20 protein-coding genes and 1 tRNA gene are annotated in these 22,493 nt (G+C 73.6%); 15 read left to right on the top strand and 6 right to left on the bottom strand.

Features of this window, described 5'->3' with window-relative positions; translation table 11 throughout:
• Positions 1–6 precede the first annotated feature (6 nt).
• From iolD to ABZ899_RS35155, 3 genes are read left to right on the top strand one after another with little or no spacing between them, the layout of a single operon-like run.
• Positions 7–1,884: a 3D-(3,5/4)-trihydroxycyclohexane-1,2-dione acylhydrolase (decyclizing) gene (iolD, locus tag ABZ899_RS35165; protein ID WP_361354609.1), complete on the top strand. Its 1,878-nt coding sequence runs from the start codon at positions 7–9 to the stop codon at positions 1,882–1,884.
• A gap of 37 nt (positions 1,885–1,921) precedes the next feature.
• Entirely contained in the window at positions 1,922–3,415 is a 1,494-nt protein-coding gene (locus tag ABZ899_RS35160) for a CoA-acylating methylmalonate-semialdehyde dehydrogenase (protein ID WP_361354606.1), read from the top strand.
• A gap of 22 nt (positions 3,416–3,437) precedes the next feature.
• A complete protein-coding gene (locus ABZ899_RS35155; protein WP_361354603.1) occupies positions 3,438–4,223 on the top strand; it encodes a GntR family transcriptional regulator in 786 nt (261 codons plus the stop codon).
• On the opposite strand, the gene ABZ899_RS35150 is transcribed toward ABZ899_RS35155, so the two are convergent.
• The 3 genes from ABZ899_RS35150 to ABZ899_RS35140 form a co-directional block, all read right to left on the bottom strand.
• Positions 4,213–5,016 carry a DUF427 domain-containing protein gene (locus ABZ899_RS35150; protein ID WP_361354600.1) on the bottom strand — a complete coding sequence of 268 codons (804 nt, stop codon included), beginning with the start codon at positions 5,014–5,016 and terminating at the stop codon, positions 4,213–4,215. The two genes, ABZ899_RS35155 and ABZ899_RS35150, sit on opposite strands and share 11 nt — an antisense overlap.
• A 157-nt stretch (positions 5,017–5,173) precedes the next feature.
• Complete coding sequence (locus ABZ899_RS35145) at positions 5,174–5,836, bottom strand: NUDIX domain-containing protein (RefSeq protein ID WP_361354597.1); 663 nt, start codon at positions 5,834–5,836, stop codon at positions 5,174–5,176.
• Positions 5,837–5,976: 140 nt separating this feature from the next.
• Positions 5,977–6,050: transfer RNA gene (locus ABZ899_RS35140), tRNA-Pro, on the bottom strand.
• A gap of 114 nt (positions 6,051–6,164) precedes the next feature.
• Between ABZ899_RS35140 and ABZ899_RS35135 the strand changes: the two genes are divergently transcribed.
• Together ABZ899_RS35135 and cobF are read left to right on the top strand one after the other, a co-directional pair.
• Complete coding sequence (locus tag ABZ899_RS35135; protein WP_361354595.1) at positions 6,165–6,689, top strand: DUF309 domain-containing protein; 525 nt, start codon at positions 6,165–6,167, stop codon at positions 6,687–6,689.
• A 55-nt stretch (positions 6,690–6,744) separates the two neighbouring features.
• Complete coding sequence (cobF, locus tag ABZ899_RS35130) at positions 6,745–7,518, top strand: precorrin-6A synthase (deacetylating) (RefSeq protein ID WP_361354592.1); 774 nt, start codon at positions 6,745–6,747, stop codon at positions 7,516–7,518.
• 120 nt (positions 7,519–7,638) lie between these two features.
• Here cobF and ABZ899_RS35125 read toward each other — a convergent pair whose 3' ends face one another.
• Positions 7,639–8,394 carry a cobalt-precorrin-6A reductase gene (locus ABZ899_RS35125; RefSeq protein WP_361354589.1) on the bottom strand — a complete coding sequence of 252 codons (756 nt, stop codon included), beginning with the start codon at positions 8,392–8,394 and terminating at the stop codon, positions 7,639–7,641.
• A 185-nt stretch (positions 8,395–8,579) separates the two neighbouring features.
• Here ABZ899_RS35125 and ABZ899_RS35120 point away from each other — a divergent pair, with 185 nt between their 5' ends.
• The gene (locus ABZ899_RS35120) at positions 8,580–10,046 is read left to right on the top strand and encodes a hypothetical protein (protein ID WP_361354587.1); all 1,467 of its coding nucleotides are present in this window, start codon (positions 8,580–8,582) and stop codon (positions 10,044–10,046) included.
• Positions 10,047–10,061: 15 nt separating this feature from the next.
• On the opposite strand, the gene ABZ899_RS35115 is transcribed toward ABZ899_RS35120, so the two are convergent.
• Positions 10,062–10,835 carry a sulfite exporter TauE/SafE family protein gene (locus ABZ899_RS35115; RefSeq protein WP_361354584.1) on the bottom strand — a complete coding sequence of 258 codons (774 nt, stop codon included), beginning with the start codon at positions 10,833–10,835 and terminating at the stop codon, positions 10,062–10,064.
• Between the two features lie 86 nt (positions 10,836–10,921).
• Positions 10,922–12,109 carry a thiolase family protein gene (locus tag ABZ899_RS35110; RefSeq protein ID WP_361354581.1) on the bottom strand — a complete coding sequence of 396 codons (1,188 nt, stop codon included), beginning with the start codon at positions 12,107–12,109 and terminating at the stop codon, positions 10,922–10,924.
• A 271-nt stretch (positions 12,110–12,380) separates the two neighbouring features.
• Here ABZ899_RS35110 and ABZ899_RS35105 point away from each other — a divergent pair, with 271 nt between their 5' ends.
• The 9 genes from ABZ899_RS35105 to ABZ899_RS35065 all read left to right on the top strand — a co-directional run.
• Positions 12,381–12,863, top strand: a complete 483-nt coding sequence (locus ABZ899_RS35105; protein WP_361354578.1) for a DNA starvation/stationary phase protection protein — start codon at positions 12,381–12,383, stop codon at positions 12,861–12,863.
• 39 nt (positions 12,864–12,902) lie between these two features.
• Positions 12,903–13,235 carry a DUF3140 domain-containing protein gene (locus tag ABZ899_RS35100; protein WP_361354576.1) on the top strand — a complete coding sequence of 111 codons (333 nt, stop codon included), beginning with the start codon at positions 12,903–12,905 and terminating at the stop codon, positions 13,233–13,235.
• A 276-nt stretch (positions 13,236–13,511) separates the two neighbouring features.
• The gene (locus ABZ899_RS35095; RefSeq protein ID WP_361354573.1) at positions 13,512–14,381 is read left to right on the top strand and encodes a hypothetical protein; all 870 of its coding nucleotides are present in this window, start codon (positions 13,512–13,514) and stop codon (positions 14,379–14,381) included.
• A 133-nt stretch (positions 14,382–14,514) separates the two neighbouring features.
• Positions 14,515–15,324, top strand: coding sequence for an SAM-dependent methyltransferase (locus ABZ899_RS35090; protein ID WP_361354570.1), 810 nt, complete (start codon positions 14,515–14,517; stop codon positions 15,322–15,324).
• 53 nt (positions 15,325–15,377) lie between these two features.
• Positions 15,378–16,781: a glutamine synthetase family protein gene (locus ABZ899_RS35085; RefSeq protein WP_361354567.1), complete on the top strand. Its 1,404-nt coding sequence runs from the start codon at positions 15,378–15,380 to the stop codon at positions 16,779–16,781.
• 1 nt (position 16,782) lies between these two features.
• Complete coding sequence (locus ABZ899_RS35080) at positions 16,783–17,967, top strand: amidohydrolase family protein (protein WP_361354564.1); 1,185 nt, start codon at positions 16,783–16,785, stop codon at positions 17,965–17,967.
• Between the two features lie 16 nt (positions 17,968–17,983).
• Positions 17,984–18,511 carry an NUDIX hydrolase family protein gene (locus tag ABZ899_RS35075; protein ID WP_361354668.1) on the top strand — a complete coding sequence of 176 codons (528 nt, stop codon included), beginning with the start codon at positions 17,984–17,986 and terminating at the stop codon, positions 18,509–18,511.
• Positions 18,512–19,627: 1,116 nt separating this feature from the next.
• Positions 19,628–21,778 (top strand): RICIN domain-containing protein, encoded by a 2,151-nt coding sequence (locus tag ABZ899_RS35070; RefSeq protein ID WP_361354666.1) that lies wholly within the window; start codon positions 19,628–19,630, stop codon positions 21,776–21,778.
• A 104-nt stretch (positions 21,779–21,882) separates the two neighbouring features.
• Positions 21,883–22,493 (top strand): lectin (locus ABZ899_RS35065; RefSeq protein WP_361354561.1); only part of this gene is annotated, 611 nt, incomplete at its 3' end.

Here is a 22,493-nt window from a genome sequence, read left to right as displayed (position 1 = left end):
TCACCGATGAGCTCAGCCACCGTCCGCCTGACCGTCGCCCAGGCTCTGGTGCGGTTCCTGTCCGCCCAGTACACCGAGCGCGACGGTGTACGTCACCGGCTGATCGCCGGCACCTGGGGCATCTTCGGGCACGGCAACGTGGCCGGCGTGGGCCAGGCGCTGCTGGAGGCGGGCGAGGACACCATGCCGTACCACCAGGGGCGCAACGAGCAGTCCATGGTGCACGCGGCCGTCGGCCACGCCCGCCAGCTCAACCGGCTCTCCGCGCAGGCCGTGACGACGTCGATCGGCCCCGGCGCCACCAACCTGGTCACCGGGGCGGCCCTCGCCACCATCAACCGCCTGCCGGTCCTGCTGCTGCCCGGCGACTACTTCGCCTCGCACGCCCCGGACCCGCTGCTCCAGCAGCTGGAGCACCCGACCGAGGCGGACGTGTCGGTCAACGACACACTGCGCCCCGTCTCCCGGTACTTCGACCGGATCACCCGCCCCGAGGCCCTGATCCCGTCCGCGCTGCACGCCATGCGGGTGCTCGCCGACCCCGCCGAGACCGGCGCGGTGACGCTGGCCCTCCCCCAGGACGTCCAGGCGGAGGCGTACGACTGGCCGCGGGAGTTCCTCGCCGAGCGCGTCTGGCCCGTACGGCGTCCCGCGCCGGACCCGGCCGAGCTGGCGGCGGCCGTCGAGGCGGTCCGCTCCGCGCGGCGCCCGCTGCTCGTCGCGGGCGGCGGCGTGCACCACAGCGAGGCCGAGGAGGCGCTGCGGGCCTTCGCCGAGGCGACCGGCGTCCCGGTGGCGTCGACGCAGGCGGGCAAGGGCTCACTGCGCTACGACCACCCGGCCGACCTCGGCGGCATCGGCCACACCGGCACCTCGGCGAGCGACGACATCGCCCGCACCGCGGACCTGGTGATCGGCGTCGGCACGCGGTACACCGACTTCACGACGGCGTCCGGCACCCTCTTCCAGAACCCGGACGTGCGGTTCCTGAACGTCAACATCACCGGCTTCGACGCGCACAAGCTGTCCGCGCGGACGCTGGTGTGCGACGCGCGGTCCGGGCTCACGGCCCTCACCGAGGCGCTCGCCGGGCACCGGGTGGACGCCGCGTACGAGGCCGAGTACCGGGCCGGCCGGGAGCGCTGGGACGCGGTCGTCGAGGCCGCCTACCGCGCCGGCGACGACACGGCCGTCCCGACGCAGACGCAGGTGCTGGGCGCGCTCGACGCGGTCGTCGGCGACGACGACGTGGTGATCAACGCGGCCGGTTCGCTGCCGGGCGACCTGCACAAGCTGTGGCGCGCGCGCTCGCCGCGCCAGTACCACCTGGAGTACGGCTACTCCTGCATGGGCTACGAGATCCCGGCCGCGATCGGCGTCCAGCAGGCCGCGCCGGGCACCCCGGTGTGGGCCCTGGTCGGCGACGGCACGTATCTGATGATGCCGACGGAGATCGTGACCGCCGTGCAGGAGGGCCTGCCGGTCAACGTCGTCCTGATCCAGAACCACGGCTACGCCTCCATCGGCGGCCTGTCCGCCGAGACCGGCGGCGAGCGGTTCGGCACCGCCTACCGCTACCGGGCCGCCGACGGCACCTTCACCGGCGCCCCGCTGCCCGTGGACCTGGCCGCCAACGCGGCCAGCCTCGGCATGGAGGTGCTGCGCGCCAAGACCGTGGGCGAGCTGTGCGAGGCACTGGCCGCGGCCCGTGCCTCGGACCGGCCGACCTGCGTGTACGTCGAGACGGACGTGACGCGGTCGACCTCGCCGGGCGCCGAGGCGTGGTGGGACGTCCCCGTCGCCGAGGTCGCCGGACGCGAGGCCGCCGTCGAGGCCCGCGAACGCTACGACCGGCAGGTCACCGCCCGCCGCCACCATCTCTGAGCCCCTTCCCCGCTCCCCCCGAAAGGCCCCGCAACCCATGAAGACCCTCACCCACTGGATCGACGGCAAGCCCGTCGAGAGCACGTCCGGCCGCTACGGCCCCGTCTACGACCCCGCCACCGGCGCCCAGGAGAAGCAGGTCGGCCTCGCGACCGTGGAGGAGGTGGACGCGGCGGTCGCCTCGGCGAGGACGGCGTTCGAGAGCTGGGGGCAGTCGTCGCTGGCCCGGCGCACCGCGATCCTGTTCAAGTACCGCGAACTGCTCGACGCGCACCGCGACGAGCTGGCCCGGCTGATCACCGCCGAGCACGGCAAGGTGCACTCCGACGCGCTCGGCGAGGTCGCGCGCGGACTGGAGATCGTCGAACTGGCCTGCGGGATCTCCGTGCAGCTCAAGGGCGAGCTGTCGACGCAGGTGTCGAACCGGGTGGACGTGGCGTCGATCCGGCAGCCGCTGGGCGTGGTCGCCGGCATCACGCCGTTCAACTTCCCGGCCATGGTGCCGATGTGGATGTTCCCGCTGGCGATCGCGTGCGGCAACACCTTCGTGCTGAAGCCCAGCGAGAAGGACCCTTCGGCGTCCCTGCTGCTGGCCCGGCTGGCCGCCGAGGCGGGGCTGCCGGAGGGGGTGCTGAACGTCGTGCAGGGCGACAAGGTGGCCGTCGACCGGCTCCTGGAGCACCCCGACGTGGAGGCGGTGTCCTTCGTCGGCTCGACGCCGATCGCGAAGTACATCCAGCTCAAGGCCGTCGAGCACGGCAAGCGCGTGCAGGCGCTCGGCGGCGCCAAGAACCACATGCTGGTGCTGCCCGACGCCGACCTGGACCTCGCCGCCGACCAGGCGATCAACGCGGCGTACGGTTCGGCGGGCGAGCGCTGCATGGCGGTCTCGGTCGTGGTCGCGGTCGGCGGCACCGGGGACGAGCTGGTCGCGAAGATCGCCGAGCGGGCGCGGAACCTGCGCGTCGGCCCGGGCGACGACCCGGCCTCCGAGATGGGCCCGCTGATCACCCGTGAGCACCGCGACGCGGTGGCGTCGTACGTGGCGTCGGCCGCCGCGCAGGGCGCGGAGGTCGTCGTGGACGGCACCGGCCACACGGTCGAGGGGCACGAGGACGGCTTCTTCCTCGGCGTCTCGCTGCTGGACCGGGTGCCGCTGACGGCGGACGCGTACCGGGACGAGATCTTCGGCCCGGTGCTGTGCGTGGTGCGCGCGGAGACGTACGAGGACGGCCTGAAGCTGATCAACGACTCGCGCTGGGGCAACGGCACCGCCATCTTCACCCGCGACGGCGGCGCGGCCCGCCGCTTCCAGCTGGAGGTGAAGGCGGGAATGGTCGGCGTGAACGTGCCGATCCCGGTGCCCGTCGGCTACCACTCCTTCGGCGGCTGGAAGGACTCCCTCTTCGGCGACCTGCACGTCTACGGCAACGACGGCATCGCCTTCTACACCCAGGGAAAGGTGATCACCACCCGCTGGCCGGACCCGTCCGACGGCGGTATCAACCTCGGTTTCCCCAGCAACTCCTGACCCGGACAGGGAGGTTCGTCCGATGGCGAGGACCCGCGGCGCCGCCGGTGCCGGATCCGTCTCCGCGCTGGACCCGCTGGGCTTCGTCCTGGACCGGGGCAGTCCGGTGCCGCTGTACCACCAGCTCGCGCAGCAGCTGGAGGCGGCGATCACCCGCGGGTCGCTCGCCCCGGGCGACCTCCTGGGCAACGAGGTCGACCTGTCGGTGCGGCTGGGCCTGTCCCGGCCCACCGTCCGGCAGGCCATCCAGTCGCTGGTCGACAAGGGGCTGCTGGTCCGGCGGCGCGGGGTGGGCACGCAGGTGGTGCACAGCCAGGTGAAACGCCCCCTGGAGCTGAGCAGCCTCTACGACGACCTGGAGGCGGCCGGGCAGGGCCCGACGACGGGGGTCGTCCGCAACGAACGCGTCCCGGCGCCCGCCGACGTGGCCGCCGCGCTCGGTGTCGCGCAGGGCGCCGAGGTCACGGTCCTGGAGCGGCTGCGCAGCACGCACGGCCAGCCGGTGGCCATCCTGTGCAACTACCTGCCGGCGGATCTGCTCGACCTGGACACGGCCCGGCTGGAGGCGACCGGCCTGTACCGGATGATGCGGGCGGTCGGCATCACCCTGCACAGCGCCCACCAGACGGTGGGCGCGCGCCGCGCCACCGCCGAGGAGGGCGCCCGCCTCGGCGAACGGGAGGGCGCGGCCCTGCTGACGATGCAGCGCACGGCGTACGACGACACCGGGCGGGCGGTGGAGTACGGGAGGCACATCTACCGGGCGTCGCGGTACGCGTTCGACTTCCAGTTGATGGTCAGGTCCTGAGACCCGCGGTGAAGGGCGTGACCGGCCGCTGCAGCGGCCGGCCGTCCACCGTGATGTCCACGGCCTCGTTGTAGAAGGCCAGGAGCCCCTTGACGGGCGCGACCGCCGCCAGCGGCTCGGCGTAGCTCCACACGATGTTCCGCGGCACGTCGCCTTCGGCGCGCCAGGTCCAGTACCCGGCGATGCCCTTGTACGGGCAGCGGGTGCTGTGGTCGGTGGGCTCGAAGAGGTCGAGGCGGACGTCCTCGCGGGGCAGGTAGTAGCGCGTCGGGAGGCCGGTCTCGAAGAGCAGGACCGGGCGACGCGTGTCCGCGACGACCGTGCCGTCGATCTCCACCCGTACATGGCGGCTGCTGGGCATGGCGTCCACCCGTTTGTGGGGGTCGCGGGGGTGGACGAAGATCTCCTCGTCCTCCTCGTACCAGTGGTCCAGCCCGCTCCGCCTCCGCAGGAACCACTCGAACGCGATGTGTCCGGCCAGGTCCCCGGCGGGGAAGGTCCACGCCGCGTTCTCGACCGGCTCGCCACCGGTGTCGAGGTCGTAGAAGATCTGTGAGCCGGTGTGCCTGCCCGGCGTCGGGTGCCTCGCCGGGCGCAGGAGGTCCGTGCGGACCTCCTCACGGGGGAAGGCGTAGCACGGCACCGGAAGATCCGGTTCCCAGACCAGGACAGGGTGCCGGCTGTCGACGACGGTGACGTCGCCCTTCCGGCCGCGGACCCAGCGCTCGCTGGGCTCCCAGAGGAGGCCTTCGGGGGTCGTCCGCACGGACCGCTCGGTGGGGAACAGGGGCATGGCCCACTCTCCTTCGGCTCCTCCCCCGGAGCGTACCTCCGCCGTGGCCGGTCGGCAGGCGGCCGCCGCATCACCGCCGGACCGGGTCTCGCGGCACGGGCCCCATGAACCGCACCTCCCGTCCCACCCCGACGCGACCGTCAGCGGCGAGGGCGGTTCACTTCGCGAACGGCCCCTCCAGCGCAGCCCACTGAAGCAGCATGATCGTCTTGGCGTCGGCGATCTCCCCCGTGCGGATCATCTCCAGGGCCCGCCGGAAGGGCACTTCGACGATCTCGATGTCCTCGCCCTCCTCCTCCAGCCCCCCGCCCTCGTGGGTACGGGTCGACGGGCCGTACTCGGCGGCGTAGAAGCTCACGCGTTCGGTGACCGAACCGGGGCTCATGTAGACGTCGAAGACGTGCTGGACGGCGCCGATGGTGTGCCCGGTCTCCTCGACCACCTCGCGGCGCACGGCGATCTCCGGGTGCTCGTCGTCCTCGTCGAGCAGTCCGCCCGGGGTCTCGACCAGCATGCCGTCGGGGTGGCCGTTGACGTAGACGGGGAAGCGGAACTGCCGGGTGAGCAGGACGGTCTCGCGCGTGGCGTCGTACAGCAGCATGGTGGCCCCGTTGCCCCGGTCGTGGGTCTCGCGCTGCTGGGTCGTCCAGGTGCCGTCGGCGTGCCGGAAGTCGAAGGTGGTGGTGCGCTCGACGTACCAGTGGCTGGACAGCAGCTGCACGTCGCGGACCCGGACCCGGGGGTTGCCGGTGAGGTCCCGGCCGGCCTGGTCGAGTCCGGTGCGGCCGCGGCGGTCGGGGGTGTCAATGCCGGCGGTCATCGGGCACCGGCCGGATGGCTGAGCGAGTTGGTCATAGCCCGATTCCACCATCCCGGCCCCACCCGCGCCGCCGGACCCGGCACACCGCCGAAAGCGGTCAGCGGGCCCGCCGCGAACGGCGGACCCGCTGATCGAAACCGTCGGGACGACAGGATTTGAACCTGCGACCCCTTGACCCCCAGTCAAGTGCGCTACCAAGCTGCGCCACGTCCCGGTGCCTGCCGCGCGGAGCACCGCGCGCTCGGGCGGACAGCACTTTACCCCACTCCGTCCCCCGCGCCGAAGCGGCCGTCCGTGTCGGACGGGCGGGGGGGGGACAATCGGGTGCATGAGCAGCACATCGTCGGGACGAGGACAGGCCACGGCGCGGGACCGGGACGCGGAGGGCCGCGCACGCAACGCACGGCCCCGGGACGGGCTGGGGCGCCCGCTGCCGTACGGCGCGGACGGGGTCGCCCGGCAGCCCGAGGGGGTCGTGCGCACGCCCGGGGAGACCGTCGTCGAGGCGCAGGAGCTGCTGGACGCGGGAAAGCCGTTCCACGCGCACGAGGTGTTCGAGGACGCCTGGAAGTCGGGTCCCGAGGCCGAGCGGGCCCTGTGGCGGGGGCTGGCGCAGCTCGCCGTGGGGCTCACGCACGCGGCCCGCGGGAACGTGACCGGCGGGGCGCGGCTGCTGCGGCGCGGGGCCGGTGCCGTGGAGGAGTGGGGAGCGCGGGCCGGGGTGGAGCGGCCGTACGGGCTGGACCCGGCGGCCCTGGCGGCGTGGGCGCGGGAGCTCGCGGACGACGTGGAGCGGGACGGCCGTCCCGTCGACGCGCGGGAGCGGGCGCCGAGGCTGCGGGGAGCGGCGTAGCGGGCGGCGCGGACGCGGTGTCGGGGCTCCCGGCGGGGTGCGGCAGACTTCGGGCGTGCGAACCATTCATGTGATCGGCATCGGCGCGGGCGATCCCGAGCAGCTGACGCTCCAGGCGGTCAGGGCGCTGCGGGACACGGACGTGTTCTTCATCCTCGACAAGGGCGAGGTGAAGTCGGACCTCACCGGGCTGCGCCGGGACCTGCTCGACGCGCATGTGCCGGAGGGGACGTACCGGGTCGTCGAGGCGCGGGACCCCGAGCGGGACCGCTCGGCCGGCGGCGCCGCGTACTCCCCGGCGGTCGGCGACTGGCGCAGCGCGCGGGCCGGGATCTACGCGCGGCTGATCGCCGAGGAGCTGGGCGCGGAGGAGACGGGCGCGTTCCTGGTGTGGGGCGATCCCGCGCTGTACGACAGCACGCTCGCGATCCTGGAGGAGGTGCTGGCGTCGGGGACGGTCGCCTTCGCGTACGACGTCGTGCCCGGCATCAGCAGTGTCTCCTCGCTGGCCGCCCGGCACCGCACGGGCCTGAACCGGGTGGCGCGGCCGGTGCAGATCACCACGGGGCGGCGGCTGGCCGAGGGGTTCCCGCAGGGCGTGGACGACCTGGTGGTGATGCTCGACGCGCACCAGGCGTTCCGGCAGTACGCCGGTGAGGACATCGACATCTACTGGGGCGCCTACCTGGGGACGCCCGACGAGATCCTGGTCTCGGGCCCGATAGCCGAGGCCGCGCCCCGCATCGAGCGGTTGCGGGCGGAGGCGCGGGAGCGCAAGGGGTGGATCATGGACACCTATCTGCTGCGCAGGAACCCGAGGGAGCGGTAGGGCGCTCCGGCTCCCGCGATGTCCGTTGCCTGGGGGCCTGCCGGCGCCAGTAACTCCTCCGAGGGCCAGGCGGTGGACCACTGCGACGGCGCGGGCTTCGAGACGCTGTCCCGGTGACGGTCACGTGGTCCGGTCGTCCAGGCCGAGTCGTTCCAGGACGCTCCGCACATCCGGTACCGCCTCCACTCCCTCCGGGAGCGCGGGGCGGCGTACGACCACCACGGGGAGGCCGAGCCGGCGGGCGGCCGTGAGTTTGGGCGCGGTCGCCGTGCCGCCGCTGTCCTTGGTGACGAGCACGTCGATGCGGTGGCCGCGCAGCAGGTCCGTCTCGCCGGGCACGGTGAACGGGCCGCGCGCCAGCAGCACTTCGGTGCGCGGCGGCATGGGCGGCTCGGGCGCTTCGACGCAGCGGACGACGAAGCGCAGGTCGGTGAGGTGGGCGAAGGCGGCCAGGCCCAGGCGGCCGGTGGTGAGCAGCACGCTCGGTCCGAGGTCCGGCAGGAGCACGGCGGCGTCGTCCAGGGAGGCGGCCTCGTGCCAGCGGTCGCCGGGCTCGGGGCGCCAGCCGGGACGGCGCAGCACCACGGCCGGGACGCCGGTGGCGCGGGCGGCGCGCACCGCGTTCGCGGTGATCGACACGGCGAAGGGGTGGGTGGCGTCGACGACGGTCCCGACGTGTTCGGCGCGCAGCCAGGCGGCCAGACCGTCGGCGCCGCCGAAGCCCCCGACGCGTACGTCCCCCGCGACCGCGCCCGGGCGGGACACGCGTCCGGCGAGCGAGGTGGTGACACGCACGCCGGGGTGTGCCGCGAGCACGGCGGCGAGTTCGCGGGCCTCGGTGGTGCCGCCGAGGACCAGGATGTGACGGAAGGACATGGGGCGAGCGTACGAGGCGGGCCGCCGGGGCCGGTCGGCGCCCGCAGCGGGCGAACAGCCCTGACCTCGGACGAACACTATGAACACAACGGCCGGACCGTGGTGGACGCGCCCGCCCGCTCCCTAGCATCGCCGCGCACGGCTCGACGAGGCGTCGACGAGGACGAGGGCGAGGGAGCAGCGTCGTGGACAGGACGAGAACCCAGGCAGTGAGCCGCAGGTCGGTGCCGATGGCGGCGGCCGGACGCACGGCGCTCGCCGCCGCGCTCGCGGCCGTCCTCGCCGCCGGGCTGCTGGCCGGCGCCTCCCACGCGCGCGGGGAGACCGCGGGGCCGGTCCGCACCGCGTGCCCGGACACCCTCGCCGGGCGCGCCGACTGCTACTCCGGCCGGGACGCGAACGGCGCCCACTACGCGCTCGCGGTGCCCGCGGACTGGAACGGTTCGCTGGTGGTGCACGCGCACGGCGGCCCGGACCTCGGCGCGGAGTCCGACCCGGCGCGCAGCCTGGACGACCTGGGCCGCTGGTCGGTGATGGTGAAGGAGGGGTACGCCTGGGCGGGCTCGTCGTACCGGCGGGGCGGGTACGGGACGCGGATGGCGGCCGCCGACACGGAGAGCGTGCGGCGGGTGTTCGTCGGCGCGTTCGGCAAGCCGCGGCGCACGTTCGTGCACGGGCAGTCGTGGGGCGGTGACGTCGCGGCGAAGGTCGTGGAGACGTACGGCCGCCGGGGCGGGGCCTACGACGGGGCGCTGCTCACCAACGGGGTGCTCGGCGGCGGTTCGCGCGGCTACGACTACCGGGTCGACCTGCGCGTCGTCTACCAGTACTACTGCGGCAACCACCCGCGCCCGGGCGAGCCGCAGTACCCGCTGTGGCAGGGGCTGCGGGCGGGGTCGGCCATGACGTCGGCGGGGCTGCGCGCCCGCCTCCAGGAGTGCACCGGCCATGCCTCCGCGCCGGGCGAGCGCACCGCGCTCCAGCAGCGCAACCTCGACGACATCCTGGCGGTCACCGGCATCCCGGAGCGCACGCTGGAGTCCCATCTGCGGTTCGCGACCTTCACGTTCCGCGACATCGTGCACGAGCGCCTCGGCGGCCGGAACCCGTTCGGGAACCGGGGGGTGCGCTACTCCGGTTCGCACGACGACGAGGCGCTGAACGCGGGCGTCGAACGCTTCTCCCCGGACCCGACGGCGGTGCGCGACCTGTCGTACGACAGCGATCTGACGGGGCGGGTCGGCGTGCCGGTGCTGACGATGCACGCGATCGACGACCCGACGGCGTTCGTCGAGCACGAGGCGGCGTACCGGGACACCCTCCGGGGCGCCGGACGGGACCGGTTCATGGTGCAGTCGTTCACGCGGGAGCACGAGCACAGCGCGCTGAGCGACGCCGAGTACGCCACCTCCGTCGCGGCGCTGGACACCTGGGTTCGCACGGGGCGCAGGCCGACGGCCCGGTCCCTGGCGGCGTCGTGCGGGGCGTTCGACCGGACGTACGGCACGGGCTGCTTCTACGATCCGGCGTTCCGTCCCGCGCCGTACGCCTCGCGGGTGGAGCCGCGTCCGGGCGGTCTGCGGTGGCCGGCGATGACGGCGGCCCAGGAGCGGGCGTGGAGCAGGGTCGAGGGGGTCGGGATCGCCCCCTGAGCGCGGGGGCGGGTGTCAGCGCAGCAGGAGTTGGAGCCCGCCCACCACCGTCGCCGCGATCACCAGTTGCTCGAACAGCCGCTGGTTGATCCGGCTGACGGCCCATCTGCCGAGCAGCGCGCCGGGGACGACGAAGACCACCAGCGCGGCGTCGAGCAGCAGCGAGGAGCCGTCGATCAGGCCGAGCCCGGCGCTGAACGGCACCTTGGAGGTGTTGACGATGAGGAAGAAGAAGGCGGAGGTGCCGAGGAAGCCGAGTTTGCGGAAGCCGGCCGACAGCAGGTACATCGACATCACGGGGCCGCCCGCGTTGGCGACCATCGTGGTGAAGCCGCCGAGGACGCCGTAGGAGCGGGCCTTGAGGCGGCCGGAGCGGGTGGTGACGGCGTCGGGGTCGTCCTCCCGCTCGGTGGCCCGGCGGCGCCAGACGGTCACGGCGGCCATCATGAGCAGGATCGCGCCGATCGAGGTGCGGACGATCCCGTCGTCGGCCCACACGAGGAAGAGCGTGCCGAGGGCGACGCCGGCCGCGACCGCCGGGAACAGGCGCCAGAGCGTGGGCCAGTGGGCGTGCCGCCGGTAGGTGAGGACGGCGAGGACGTCGCCGGCGATCAGGATGGGCAGCAGGACCCCGGTGGAGGCGCGGGCGGGCAGTACGGCGGCGAAGACCGCCAGACTGACCGTGTTGGCGCCGCTCACGGCGGTCTTGGAGAAGCCGACCAGGAGGGCCGCGCCGGCGAGCGCGGCGAACTCCCAGCCCGTTATGTGCCACAGCGTCATCGTGTCCATGCGGGGACCGATGGTATGTGCGGACATCAGGTCCTGGTAGGTCCGTCTCGCCTGCCGGGAGATGGCCGGCGGGTGCGCCGGGCTCCTCAGTGCCGTTCGACCAGCACCGCGCTGCCCTGGCCGACCCCGACGCACATCGTGGCGAGGCCGCGCTCGGCGCCCGTGCGGCGCATCCGGTGCAGGAGGGTGGTCAGGATGCGGGCCCCGGAGCAGCCCAGCGGGTGGCCGAGCGCGATGGCGCCGCCGCTCGCGTTGACCAGGTCCGGGTCGATGCCGAGGGCGTCGACGGCGGCGAGGGCCTGCGCGGCGAACGCCTCGTTGAACTCGGCCTCCTGGAGGTCGGCGACGGCCCAGCCGGCCCGGTCGAGGACCTTGCGGGTGGCGGGGACCGGTCCGATGCCCATGACGTCGGGGTGGACGCCCGCCGAGCCGCCCGCGACATAGCGGCCCAGGGACTCCAGGCCGAGGTCGTTCAGGGCCTCCTCGCTGACCAGGAGGAGACCGGCGGCGCCGTCGTTCATCGGGGAGGCGTTGCCCGCGGTGACGGTGCCGTCCGCACGGAAGACGGGCTTGAGCCGGGCCAGCTTCTCGTAGGAGGTGTCCTCGCGGATGCACTCGTCGCTGTCGACGAGCACGCCGTCGGGCCGTTCCACCGGCAGGATCTCGTCGTCGAAGTGCCCGTTCCTGCGGGCTTCCGCGGCCCGCTGGTGGCTGCGGAGCGCGAATTCGTCCTGCCGCTCGCGGGAGACGCCGTGGCGCCGGGCGACCTCCTCGGCGGTCTCGCCCATGGACAGCAGGCCGTGCAGGTCCTTCATGGCCGGGTTGACCAGCCGCCAGCCCAGGCGGGTGTCGACGGTCTCGATGCGGTGGGGCAGGGCCTCGTCGGGGCGGGGCAGGACGAAGGGGGCGCGGCTCATGGACTCGGAGCCGCCGGCGAGCACGATGTCGGCCTCGCCCGCCGCGATGGTGCGGGCGGCCGTCGTCACCGCTTCCAGGCCGGACGCGCACAGCCGGTTCACGGTGGCGCCCGGCACCGAGTCGGGCAGTCCGGCCAGCAGGGCCGCCATCCGGGCCACGTTGCGGTTGTCCTCGCCGGCCTGGTTGGCGGCGCCCCAGTAGACGTCGTCGACACGCGCCGGGTCCAGCGCGGGGACGTCGGCGACGATGCCCCGGATCACGGCGGCGGCGAGGTCGTCGGGGCGGACGGACGACAGCGCTCCACGGAGCTTGCCGATGGGGGTGCGGCGGGCGGCCGCGAAGTGGACGGGACGCACGACTGGACTCCTGACCGGGCGGGTGGGATCGGCACTCCGTTAATTAGCACCGCTAGTTTTGGACTATAGACCGACCTCCGCCCCGCTGGGAAGATACGCCGCCCCGGGGCCGCCGGACCACGGCGGCGACCGGCCGGGCCGCCTCAGCGCCGTACGTTTTGCGCCGGTTCGCTCTGGGCACCCGCGCAGGCAAGGAGTGGTCGCGGCACCGCTGTGACGGACGGCGCCGCACCGCTCCGCCGGCCTCGACCGCGCCAGAGAGGGGCTCGACATGACCGTGATCACCAGCACGCTTCCGGAGGCTGCCCGCAAGATCGCGGGGGACGCCCTGCAGGACACCCTCGTCGATCTGCTCGGGCTGTCGCTGATCGGGAAGCAGGCGCACTGGGCCATCGTGGGCCCGCGCTTCCGCTCGATCCACCTCCAGCTCGACGAGGTGGTGACGCTGGCCCGGACGCACGCCGACACGGTCGCCGAGCGCTGCGCCGCGATCGGGGTGGCCCCCGACGGCCGCCCGGAGACCATCGCATCGGCCTTCGCCCTGCCCGGCCCCGAGGCGGGCTGGCTGCGCGACACCCGCGTCGTGCAGCTGGTCGTGGACGCCCTCGGCTCGGCCGTCGCACGGCTGCGCGAGCGCGTCGCGGCGACCGCCGAGCCGGACCCGGTGACGCAGGACCTGCTCATCACCATCACCAGCGACCTGGAGAAGGAACGCTGGATGTTCGACGCCGAGAACTGGCCGCGCGAGAGCTGAGACACACGACGGACGAGACAGAGAAGAAGGGGAACCCCCGTGACCGACGCCCTCGAACTCGACGCCCTGTGGGAGGACTTCCACCGCGTGGTGAACATGACCTCGCAGGAGCTCGCCGCCTGGCTGCGGGTCAGCGACGCGAGCGAGGCGGCCGAGCCGCTGCCGGACCAGGCCGGCACCCCGACCGGGCAGCACGTCCTCGCGATCCTCCAGAAGCGGCGCACCGATCTCACGGAGGACGACGTACGGGTCATGTACGACGTCGTGGACACCGTGTCCGAGCGCGCCGACCTGGAGAACGAACCCGAACCGGAGCAGACCCGCCACCGGCACCAGCTCATGACGATCGGGCACGACCCCCTGAAGCCGTGAGGCCCGGCGGGTGGCGGGCCGGCAGCCGGCCCCCGTCCCCCGCGAGTTCCACCACGGCGGAAGCCCACCGCGGCCACGACGCCCGGTGGGCGTCCGTGCGTGGAGCCCGTCCAGCACCGGCTCCGGCGTCGGAGTGTGCACCGGCCCCCGGAGCCCGGTGATCACCGTGACCCGTCCGGGCGCCGGTCACCCGATCGGTCCGTGGCCGATGGTGGGCCCGTGGGGCCGGTGATGGGCTGAGCGGGACACGCGTCCCCTCTCCAGGAGGCACTCCCGATGACCCGTCGCACCGTCCGACTCGCCCACGTCCTGTCCACGGCCCTGACGGCGGGCACCCTGCTCGCCACCGCCGCCTGCGCCCAGGAGGGGAGCCGGGAGACCGGGGCCTCCCGCGTCAGCGCGTCCCCCGCGGCGGCCCGGCAGCAGACGGAGTCGCCGACGGGCTCCCCGACGGGCTCCTCCACGGACTCCCCCAGCGGTTCGCCGACGGGCACCCTGTCCGAGTCCGGCGCCGAGACCGCGCTGATCACCGCGGCGGACATTGAGGACGACTGGAAGCAGGTGAAGGACACGGAGGCGGAGAACTGGCACGACGGACTGCTGATCGGCAAGGTCGACGTCTCCGACTTCCTGTCCGCCAAGACCGACGCCGCCGACTGCCGGCGGCTGATGGACTCGCTGTTCGGCGACGACCTGCTGGGCAGGCCGTCGGGGGCGAACGCGTTGCGCGGATTCACCGAGGACGACTCGCGGCTGCTGTACCAGGTCGCCGCCTACGACCGGACGGACGTCCAGGACTCCCTGGACTGGATGGGCAGACTGCCGCAGAAGTGCGACCAGTTCACGATGACCGACAACGGCGAGAAGCGGACCGTCCAGGTCACCGAGAGCAACCTGCCCTCGGTGGGCGACGCCCGTGAGGGCGTGCAGGTGTCGGTGCGCGGTCCCGTCGACGGCATGGACGCGACGCTGACCCTGGACGTGGCCGCGGTCCGGGTGGGCGACAACGCGATCACCGTCACGGCGGGCGGCCTCGACGGCGACGAGCACGACTCGGTGGAGTCGGCCGTGAAGCTCGGCACCCAGCGGCTCCAGGACGTCCTGGCCGGGAAGTCCCCGGCGGCCTCGCCCAGCCAGTTCGACTGACGCGTCCGCGGCGCCCCGCCCGCGCGCCGACGACCGTACCGGCTGTGCCGATTCCCAGGACAACGTGATCAACGGGGCGGCACAATGGCGGTGATGGCCGGTTTCGGTCGTGCGTGCGAGGAGAGGACGAGTCGTGAGCGATGGCCACACCCCGTCGAGCGGGTCGGCGAGGCTGAACACCGGTGTGGCACACAACGCGCGTGTGTGGAACTACTGGATCGGCGGCAAGGACAACTACGAGGTCGACCAGCAGGTGGGCGAGCACGTGGCCGGGATGTTCCCGATCATCCGTGACATCGCGCGCGCCGACCGCGACTTCCTCGGCCGCGCGGTGCGCTTCGTGGCCGGGGAGCGCGGCGTACGGCAGTTCCTCGACATCGGCACCGGACTGCCGACGGCCGACAACACCCACGAGATCGCCCAGCGCATCGCGCCCGAGTCCCGGATCGTGTACGTCGACAACGACCCGATCGTGCTGGTGCACGCCCGGACCCTGCTGACCGGCACCCGGGACGGCGTCACCGCGTACATCGACGCCGACGTGCACGACCCGGACGCCATCGTCGAACGGGCCTCGCAGACACTGGACTTCACCGAGCCGGTCGCCGTGATGATGCTGGGCATCCTCAACTTCGTGCTGGACTACGACCAGGCCCGGGACATCGTGCGGCGCGTCATGGCCGCCGTCCCCTCCGGCAGCCTCCTGGTGCTGACGCACCCCACCTTCGACGCGGAGCTCGGCGGCGAGGGACAGATCCCGGCGATGACGTTCTGGAACGAGAACGCCACTCCGCCGATCACGGCCCGCAGCGGCGAGGACATCGCCGCCTTCTTCGAGGGACTGGAGCTCCTGGAACCGGGGATGGTCTCCTGCGCCCAGTGGCGGGCCGACGGCTCCCCCGCCCCGGTGCCGCAGTACGGCGCGGTGGCAGTGAAGCCCTGACGTCCCCAGCACGCACCGCCCCGCCCGGCGGCCGAGTTCGTCGAGGAGACCGTATGACCACCCTTGCCGATCCCGTCCCGGGAGGGCGTCCCGGGGACGTCGAACGGGCCACCGCGCTGAGCGGCGAGCTGGCCGGCCGGGGCGTGCACGGAGTGGTGCTGGCCTACGTGGACACGGCCGGGATCGGCCGGGTGAAGACGGTCCCGACGGCCAAGCTGCCCTCCGCGGCGGCCTGGGGCGTCGGGATGTCACCGGTGTTCGACACGTTCCTGGCGGACGACTCCATCGTGACCACGGACGTCCTCGGCTCCCCGGACGGCGATCTGCGCCTGTACCCGGACCTGACGGCGCTGGTGGAGCTCGCCGCCCAGCCCGGCTGGGCCTGGGCGCCGGTCGACCGGACGACCCAGGAGGGCGAGCCGCATCCGGCGTGCGCCCGCACGTTCCTGCGGCGCACGGTCCGGGAGGCCGCCGAACGGCACGGGGTGACCTTCCGGGCGAGCATCGAGATCGAGTGGGCCTTCGCCCACCCGCCGGGCCCCGACGGCGCCTTCGTGCCCGCGGTCACGGGTCCCGCGTACGGCGCCACCCGGCAGGTGGAGCTGAGCGACTGCGCGGCGGAGCTGCTGGCGGCGCTGGCCCGGCAGGGCGTGGAGGCCGAGCAGTTCCATCCCGAGTACGCGGCCGGGCAGTTCGAGCTGTCGGTGGCCGCGCTGGACCCGGTCGCCGCGGCCGACCGCAGCGTGCTGGTGCGGCAGACGATCCGCGCGGTGGCCCGGCGCCACGGGCTCGCGGTGTCCTTCGCGCCCGCGGTGCTCGGGCGCGGGGTCGGCAACGGCGGTCACGTCCATCTCTCCGTCTGGCGCGACGGCGTCAACCTGCACGCGGGCGGCGACCGCCGGTACGGCCTGCGCTCCGAGGCCGAGTCCTTCGCGGCCGGGGTGCTCGGCCGGCTCCCGGCCCTCACCGCGGTGACCGCGCCGAGCCCGGCGAGCTATCTGCGGCTGCGGCCCTCCCAGTGGGCCGGGGTATTCACGGCGTGGGGCCGCGAGACCCGCGAGGCCGGGCTGCGGCTGGTGACCGGCACGGTCGGCCGGCGCGCGCAGACCGCCAACATCGAGGTCAAGCCGGTCGACCTGGCCGCCAACCCCCATCTCGCGCTCGGCTGCCTGATCGCCGCCGGTCTCGACGGCATGGCGTCGCAGGCGCGGCTGCCCGAGGAGATCACCGGTGATCCCGCGCACCTGGGCCCGCGGGAGGCGGCGGCCCACGGGGTGCGCCGGCTGCCCGTCTCCCTGGGCGAGGCCGTCGGGGAGTTCCGAGGGGACGAGGTGCTGCGCGCCGCGCTCGGGCCGGTCCTCGCCGACGCCGTGATCGCCGTACGGGAGGGCGAGTCCGCCCGAGTCGCCGGGCTCGACGACGACGCGGTCGCGGCGGCCTACCGGTGGGTGTACTGAGGTGGGCGGCACCGGGCCGGTCCACGAGGCGCTCGCGGAGCTGCCGCTGGTCGACCACCACTGCCACGGGGTGGTCACCGCCGACCTGGACCGCGGCGCGTTCGAGTCCCTGCTCACCGAGGGCGAGCCCGGCGCCGGCTGGTCCGCCTTCGACACCCCGGTGGGGGTGGCCGTGCGCCGGGACTGCGCGCCCCTGCTCGACCTGCCCCGGCACGCCCCCGCCGACGCCTACCTGGCCCGGCGCGCCGAGCTGGGCGCGCGGGAGGTGAACCGGCGGTTCCTGCGGGCGGCTGGTGTGGCGGCGCTCTGTGTGGACACCGGACACACACCGGTGCCGCTGACGACGCCCGCCCAGCTCGCGGAGCCGGCCGGGGCGACCGCCCACGAGGTCGTCCGCCTGGAGGCGGTCGCCGAGTCCGTCGCGGCTTCGGGGGTGGAGGCCGACGGATACGCCGAGGCCTTCCGGGAAGCAGCCGAGAAAGCCGTACGACGGCCCGGTGTGGTGGCCGTGAAGTCGGTGGCCGCGTACCGCACGGGCTTCGACCTGGACCCGGCGCGCCCGGCGGACGCGCTGGTCACCGCCTCGGCCCGGCAGTGGCTGGCGAACGGCGGCCGGCTGTCCGACCCGGTGCTGACCCGGCATCTGCTGTGGACGGCGGTCGGCCTCGGCCTGCCCCTGCAACTGCACACCGGGTTCGGCGACGGCGACCTGCGGCTGCACCGGGCCAACCCGGCCCTGCTGACCGACTGGCTGGATCTGGTCCGGGGCACGATCCCGGTGCTGCTCCTGCACTGCTGGCCGTACCAGCGTGAGGCCGCCTATCTCGCCGCCGTCTTCGACCACGTGCACCTGGACGTCGGTCTCGCGCTGCACCACGTGGGCCCCGCCCGGGCGCGGGCGGTGCTCGCGGAGGCCCTGGAGATCACCCCGTTCCGGAAGCTGCTGTACAGCTCCGACGCCTTCGGCCTGGCCGAGTTCCACGCCCTGGGGGCCCTGGCGTTCCGCCGGGGCCTGGGGGAACTTCTCCAGGACCGGGTGGACACCGACGACCTGAGTCTGCCGGACGCGCTGCGCATCGCCGCGTGGACGGCCGGCGACAACGCCCGGCGCCTGTACGGTCTCTCCCCCGCCGATCCGTCCGCCGTCCCGACCACGACCGAGCGTCCGCACTCCCGGAAAGTATGATCAAGCAATGTCTGACATGACCGAAACCACGCCCGGCTGGCTGTCCACGGACGACCTGGAGCAGGCGCGCGCCCGCATGCCGATCCTGTACGTCGAGGCGGTGCCCGTGCGCGTCGACGACAGCGGCGAGGTCACCAGCATCGGGCTGCTGCTGCGCATCGGACCCGACGGAACGGTCAGCCGGACCCTGGTCTCGGGCCGCGTGCTGCACCACGAGCGCGTCCGCGACGCGCTGCTGCGCCACCTGGAGAAGGACCTCGGACCGGTGGCGCTGCCCCGGGTGCCGACCTCGCTGCAGCCGTTCACCGTGGCCGAGTACTTCCCGACGCAGGGCGTCACGCCGTACCACGACCCGCGTCAGCACGCGGTGTCCCTCGCGTACGTCGTCCCGGTCAGCGGCGACTGCCGGCCCCGGCAGGACGCCCTCGATCTGGTCTGGTTCAGCCCTCAGGAGGCCCTGTCGCCGGCCGTGCAGAGCGAGATGCCGGGTGGACACGGGGTGCTGCTGAAGCAGGCGTTGGCCCATGTGGGATGCGTGGTCTGAGGGGTCGCGCCGGTAGGGCCGGCGCGTGCGGTGGGCGGCGCCGGGCGGGGCGAGCCGCCAGGGGCCGTTGTCCCGTCCCGGGTGCCCAGCGAGTCGGGGCGGGGCGGGCACAGCCGGTCGACGGAGCCGCCCGGCCGACGAGCGCCGCTGGCCCCGGCGGCTCCGCGGCTGGTCGACCGGGAGGGCCGGTCGTCGCCGAGCCCGCGCCGGCTCGGCGGTGAACTCGGTGTCGGGGCGATGGCGTCGTACCGCTGCGCCGCCTCCGAGGAGGCCCTGCCGGGCGGGCTGGTGGAAGCCCCGCACGCGGTGCCGGAGGACCGGCCGGCGGCCGGCGGGTGGCGCTGGCGACGTACGACGTCTGCCTGGACCACCCGCAGGCGGTGCCGCCGCTCGCGCGGAAGAACCGTGCGGAGTCGGCCGTGTCGAACCCGGCCCCCTCGACCAGCGCGAGCACGCTCGCGGTGACGCGGCGTCGTCCGCGGGCGCCGGGCGAGCGGCACCGCCGGCCTCCGCGTGCCCTCACCGGCCGGGTGCCCGGCTGTGTGCCGGTGGAGCTCCGGGCCGTGGTGGGCAACCCCCAGGAGGCGGAGTCCGGTTCCAGCTGGGCCTTCACCCCCTGGACTCGCGGGAGCTGCCGCGGCTGCGCGCCACCGCCCCGGCCCCGGCCTACGGGGCCGGGCCGCGCGACCTGACGGACGGCCCCGGACGCGCTGGTGGACCGGTTCACGCGGCCGGACCGAGCCGTCCCACCCTTTCCGCATCCCGGCGGTCCGTCACCCCGCACAGCCAAGTCCGCTGTAGCCGTGCTTACTTCATGCCTTGACGAAAGTGGTCCATACCTTTAGGTTCACGGGTCAGCCAGACCGGCACGTGTCACGTTCACCGTTCATGACCTGAACGCGGCACCGTCCGCACACCCCCCACGAAGGGCCACCCGCATGCCCGGAATCCCCGCCCCCCGCACCGGCTGAGCCGCCTTCTCACCAGCGTCGCACCCACCCGGGCCCCGGCCCGGCCCCCCAACCCGCCTTCGCTCGGCAAGGAGCGCCCGTGCACACCTTCCTGCCCCCCGCGCTGCGCCGTCTGCGCAGATCCGGCGCGGCCACGCTCGTCACCGTGGCCGCCGCCTCCCTGCTCACCTCGGCGCCCGCGCCGGCGAGCGCCGCGGACAGCGCCGCCGCCGCGCTGCCCACCGGGTTCGCCACCGTGATGAACGCCGCGAGCGGCCGCTGCCTGGACGCCAGGGCGGCCGCCACCGCCAACGGCACCGCCGTGCAGCAGTACGCCTGCAACAACACGACGGCCCAGCAGTGGAGTTTCACCACCACCGGCGACGGCTACGTCCGCATCGGCAACCGGAACAACACCGCCCAGGTCGTGGACGTCGCCGACGTCTCCAGCGCCGACGGCGCGCCCGTGCACCTGTGGGCCTACGGCGGCGGCGCGAACCAGCAGTGGCTGCCGGTCGACCTGGGCGGCGGCGCCTACCGGTTCGTCAACCGGCACAGCGGCAAGTGCCTGGACGACCCGGGCGCCTCGCTCGCCGACAGCGTGCAGTTCGTGCAGTACGCGTGCAACGGCAGCGCCGCCCAGCGGTTCCAGGTCGTGCCCGTGAGCCAGTCGGCACCGGCCCCGGACCTCGGGCCGAACGTCGCCGTGTTCGACCCGTCGATGTCCGCGTCGGCCATCCAGAGCAAGCTGAACTCGATCTTCCAGCAGCAGGAGACCAACCAGTTCGGCACCCAGCGGCACGCGGTGCTGTTCAAGCCGGGCTCCTACGACGCCGACGTCAACGTAGGCTTCTACACGCAGGTCTCCGGTCTCGGCCTCACCCCGGACGCGGTCACCGTCAACGGGGCGGTGCACGCCGAGGCGGACTGGTTCCCGCCGCAGAACGCCACCCAGAACTTCTGGCGCGGCGCCGAGAACCTGTCGGTCAACCCGGCGGGCGGCCGCGACCGTTGGGCGGTCTCGCAGGCGGCCCCGTACCGCAGGATGCATCTGCGCGGAGACATCGCCCTGGACGACGGCGGCTGGGCGAGCGGCGGCCTGTTCGCCGACACCAAGGTCGACGGACGGGTCGACTCCGGCAGCCAGCAGCAGTGGCTGACCCGCAACTCCCAGGTCGGCAGCTGGACCGGCTCCAACTGGAACATGGTCTTCGTCGGCAGTCAGGGCGTGCCGAACACGACGTTTCCGACGCCGCCGTACACCACGGTCGCGCAGTCCCCGGTGACCCGGGAGAAGCCGTTCCTCTACGTCGACGGCGACAACTCCTACAAGGTGTTCGTGCCCTCGGTCCGGACCAACTCCTCCGGCGTCAGCTGGGCGAACGGGGCACCCTCCGGCACCTCGCTGTCGCTCGACACGTTCCACATCGTCAAGCCGGGCGCGAGCGCCGCCTCCCTCAACGCCGCGCTGGCCGCGGGCAAGAACCTGCTCGTCACCCCGGGGGTCTACCACCTCGACCAGACGCTCCAGGTGAACCGCCCCGGCACGGTCGTCCTCGGTCTGGGCCTCGCCACGTTCGTCCCGGACAACGGCGTCACCGCGATGAAGGTCGCCGACGTCGACGGGGTGAAGGTCGCGGGCCTCCTCTTCGACGCGGGCACCACCAACTCGCCCACGCTCATGGAGGTCGGCCCGGCGAACTCCTCGGCGTCGCACGACGCCGACCCGACCTCGCTGCACGACGTGTACTTCCGGGTGGGCGGCGCGGCCGTCGGCAAGGCGACCACCAGCCTGGTGATCAACAGTGACGACGTCATCGGCGACCACATGTGGATCTGGCGCGGCGACCACGGCAACGGCATCGGCTGGAACAGCAACACCGGTGACACCGGCCTGATCGTCAACGGTGACGACGTCACCGCGTACGGCCTGTTCGTCGAGCACTACCAGAAGTACCAGACCATCTGGAACGGCAACGGCGGCCGCACGTACTTCTACCAGAACGAGATGCCGTACGACCCGCCCAACCAGGCGGCCTGGATGAACGGTTCCACCCAGGGCTACGCCGCCTACAAGGTCGCCGACTCCGTCACCAGCCACCAGGCGTGGGGCCTCGGCAGCTACTGCTTCTTCAACGTCAACCCGAGCGTCACCGCCGAGCGTGCCATCGAGGCGCCGAACCGGCCGGGGGTGCGCTTCACCAGCATGGTGACGGTCTCCCTCGGCGGCACCGGCACCATCCGGCACGTCGTCAACAGCACGGGCGGGCCGTCCAACTCGGCCACGAACGTGGCGAATCTGCCCAGCTACCCGTAGAGCGCCACCGCCGTTCGCACAGTGCCACCGCTCAGCGTCATCCGGCCGTCCCTCGCCCGGGGGACGGCCGGTCCACCCCCGACACCCGAGGAGTGAGCTCCCCCATGTCCTCTTCCGTGCACAGACCCCGTCTCGCCGTCCTCACGGTCCTCGCCGCCGTGCTGGCCGCCCTGTTCACGGCGGCGCCCAGCGCCCGCGCCGCCCAGGGCACCGTCACCGGCCTCGCCGGCAAGTGCGTCGACGTGGCGGGCGCGAACAGCGCCAACGGCACGCCCGTACAGCTCTACGACTGCAACGGCACCAACGCCCAGATCTGGTCGAACTCCGGTGACGGCACCCTGCGCGCGCTCGGCAAGTGTCTGGACGTCTCCGACCGGAGCACCGCGGACGGCGCGGCCGTCCACCTGTGGGACTGCACGGGCGGTGCCAACCAGCAGTGGGTGGTCTCCGGGGCCCGGGACATCGTCAACCCGGCCGCGAACAAGTGCCTGGACGTCCGGGGCAACAGCAGCGCCAACGGCACGCCGTTGCAGATCTGGACCTGCACCGGCGGGGCCAACCAGAAGTGGAACGCCCCGGCGAGCGGGGGCGGGGGCGGCAACCCGTCCGGATTCGTGGTGAGCGAGGCCCAGTTCAACCAGATGTTCCCGGGCCGGAACTCGTTCTACACCTACAGCGGCCTGGTCGCGGCGCTCAGCGCCTACCCCGGCTTCGC

The organism is Streptomyces sp. NPDC046859 (genome assembly GCF_040645135.1).
In the GTDB taxonomy this organism is placed as follows: Bacteria; Actinomycetota; Actinomycetes; order Streptomycetales; family Streptomycetaceae; genus Streptomyces.
This window is presented reverse-complemented; position numbering and strand designations above follow the sequence as displayed.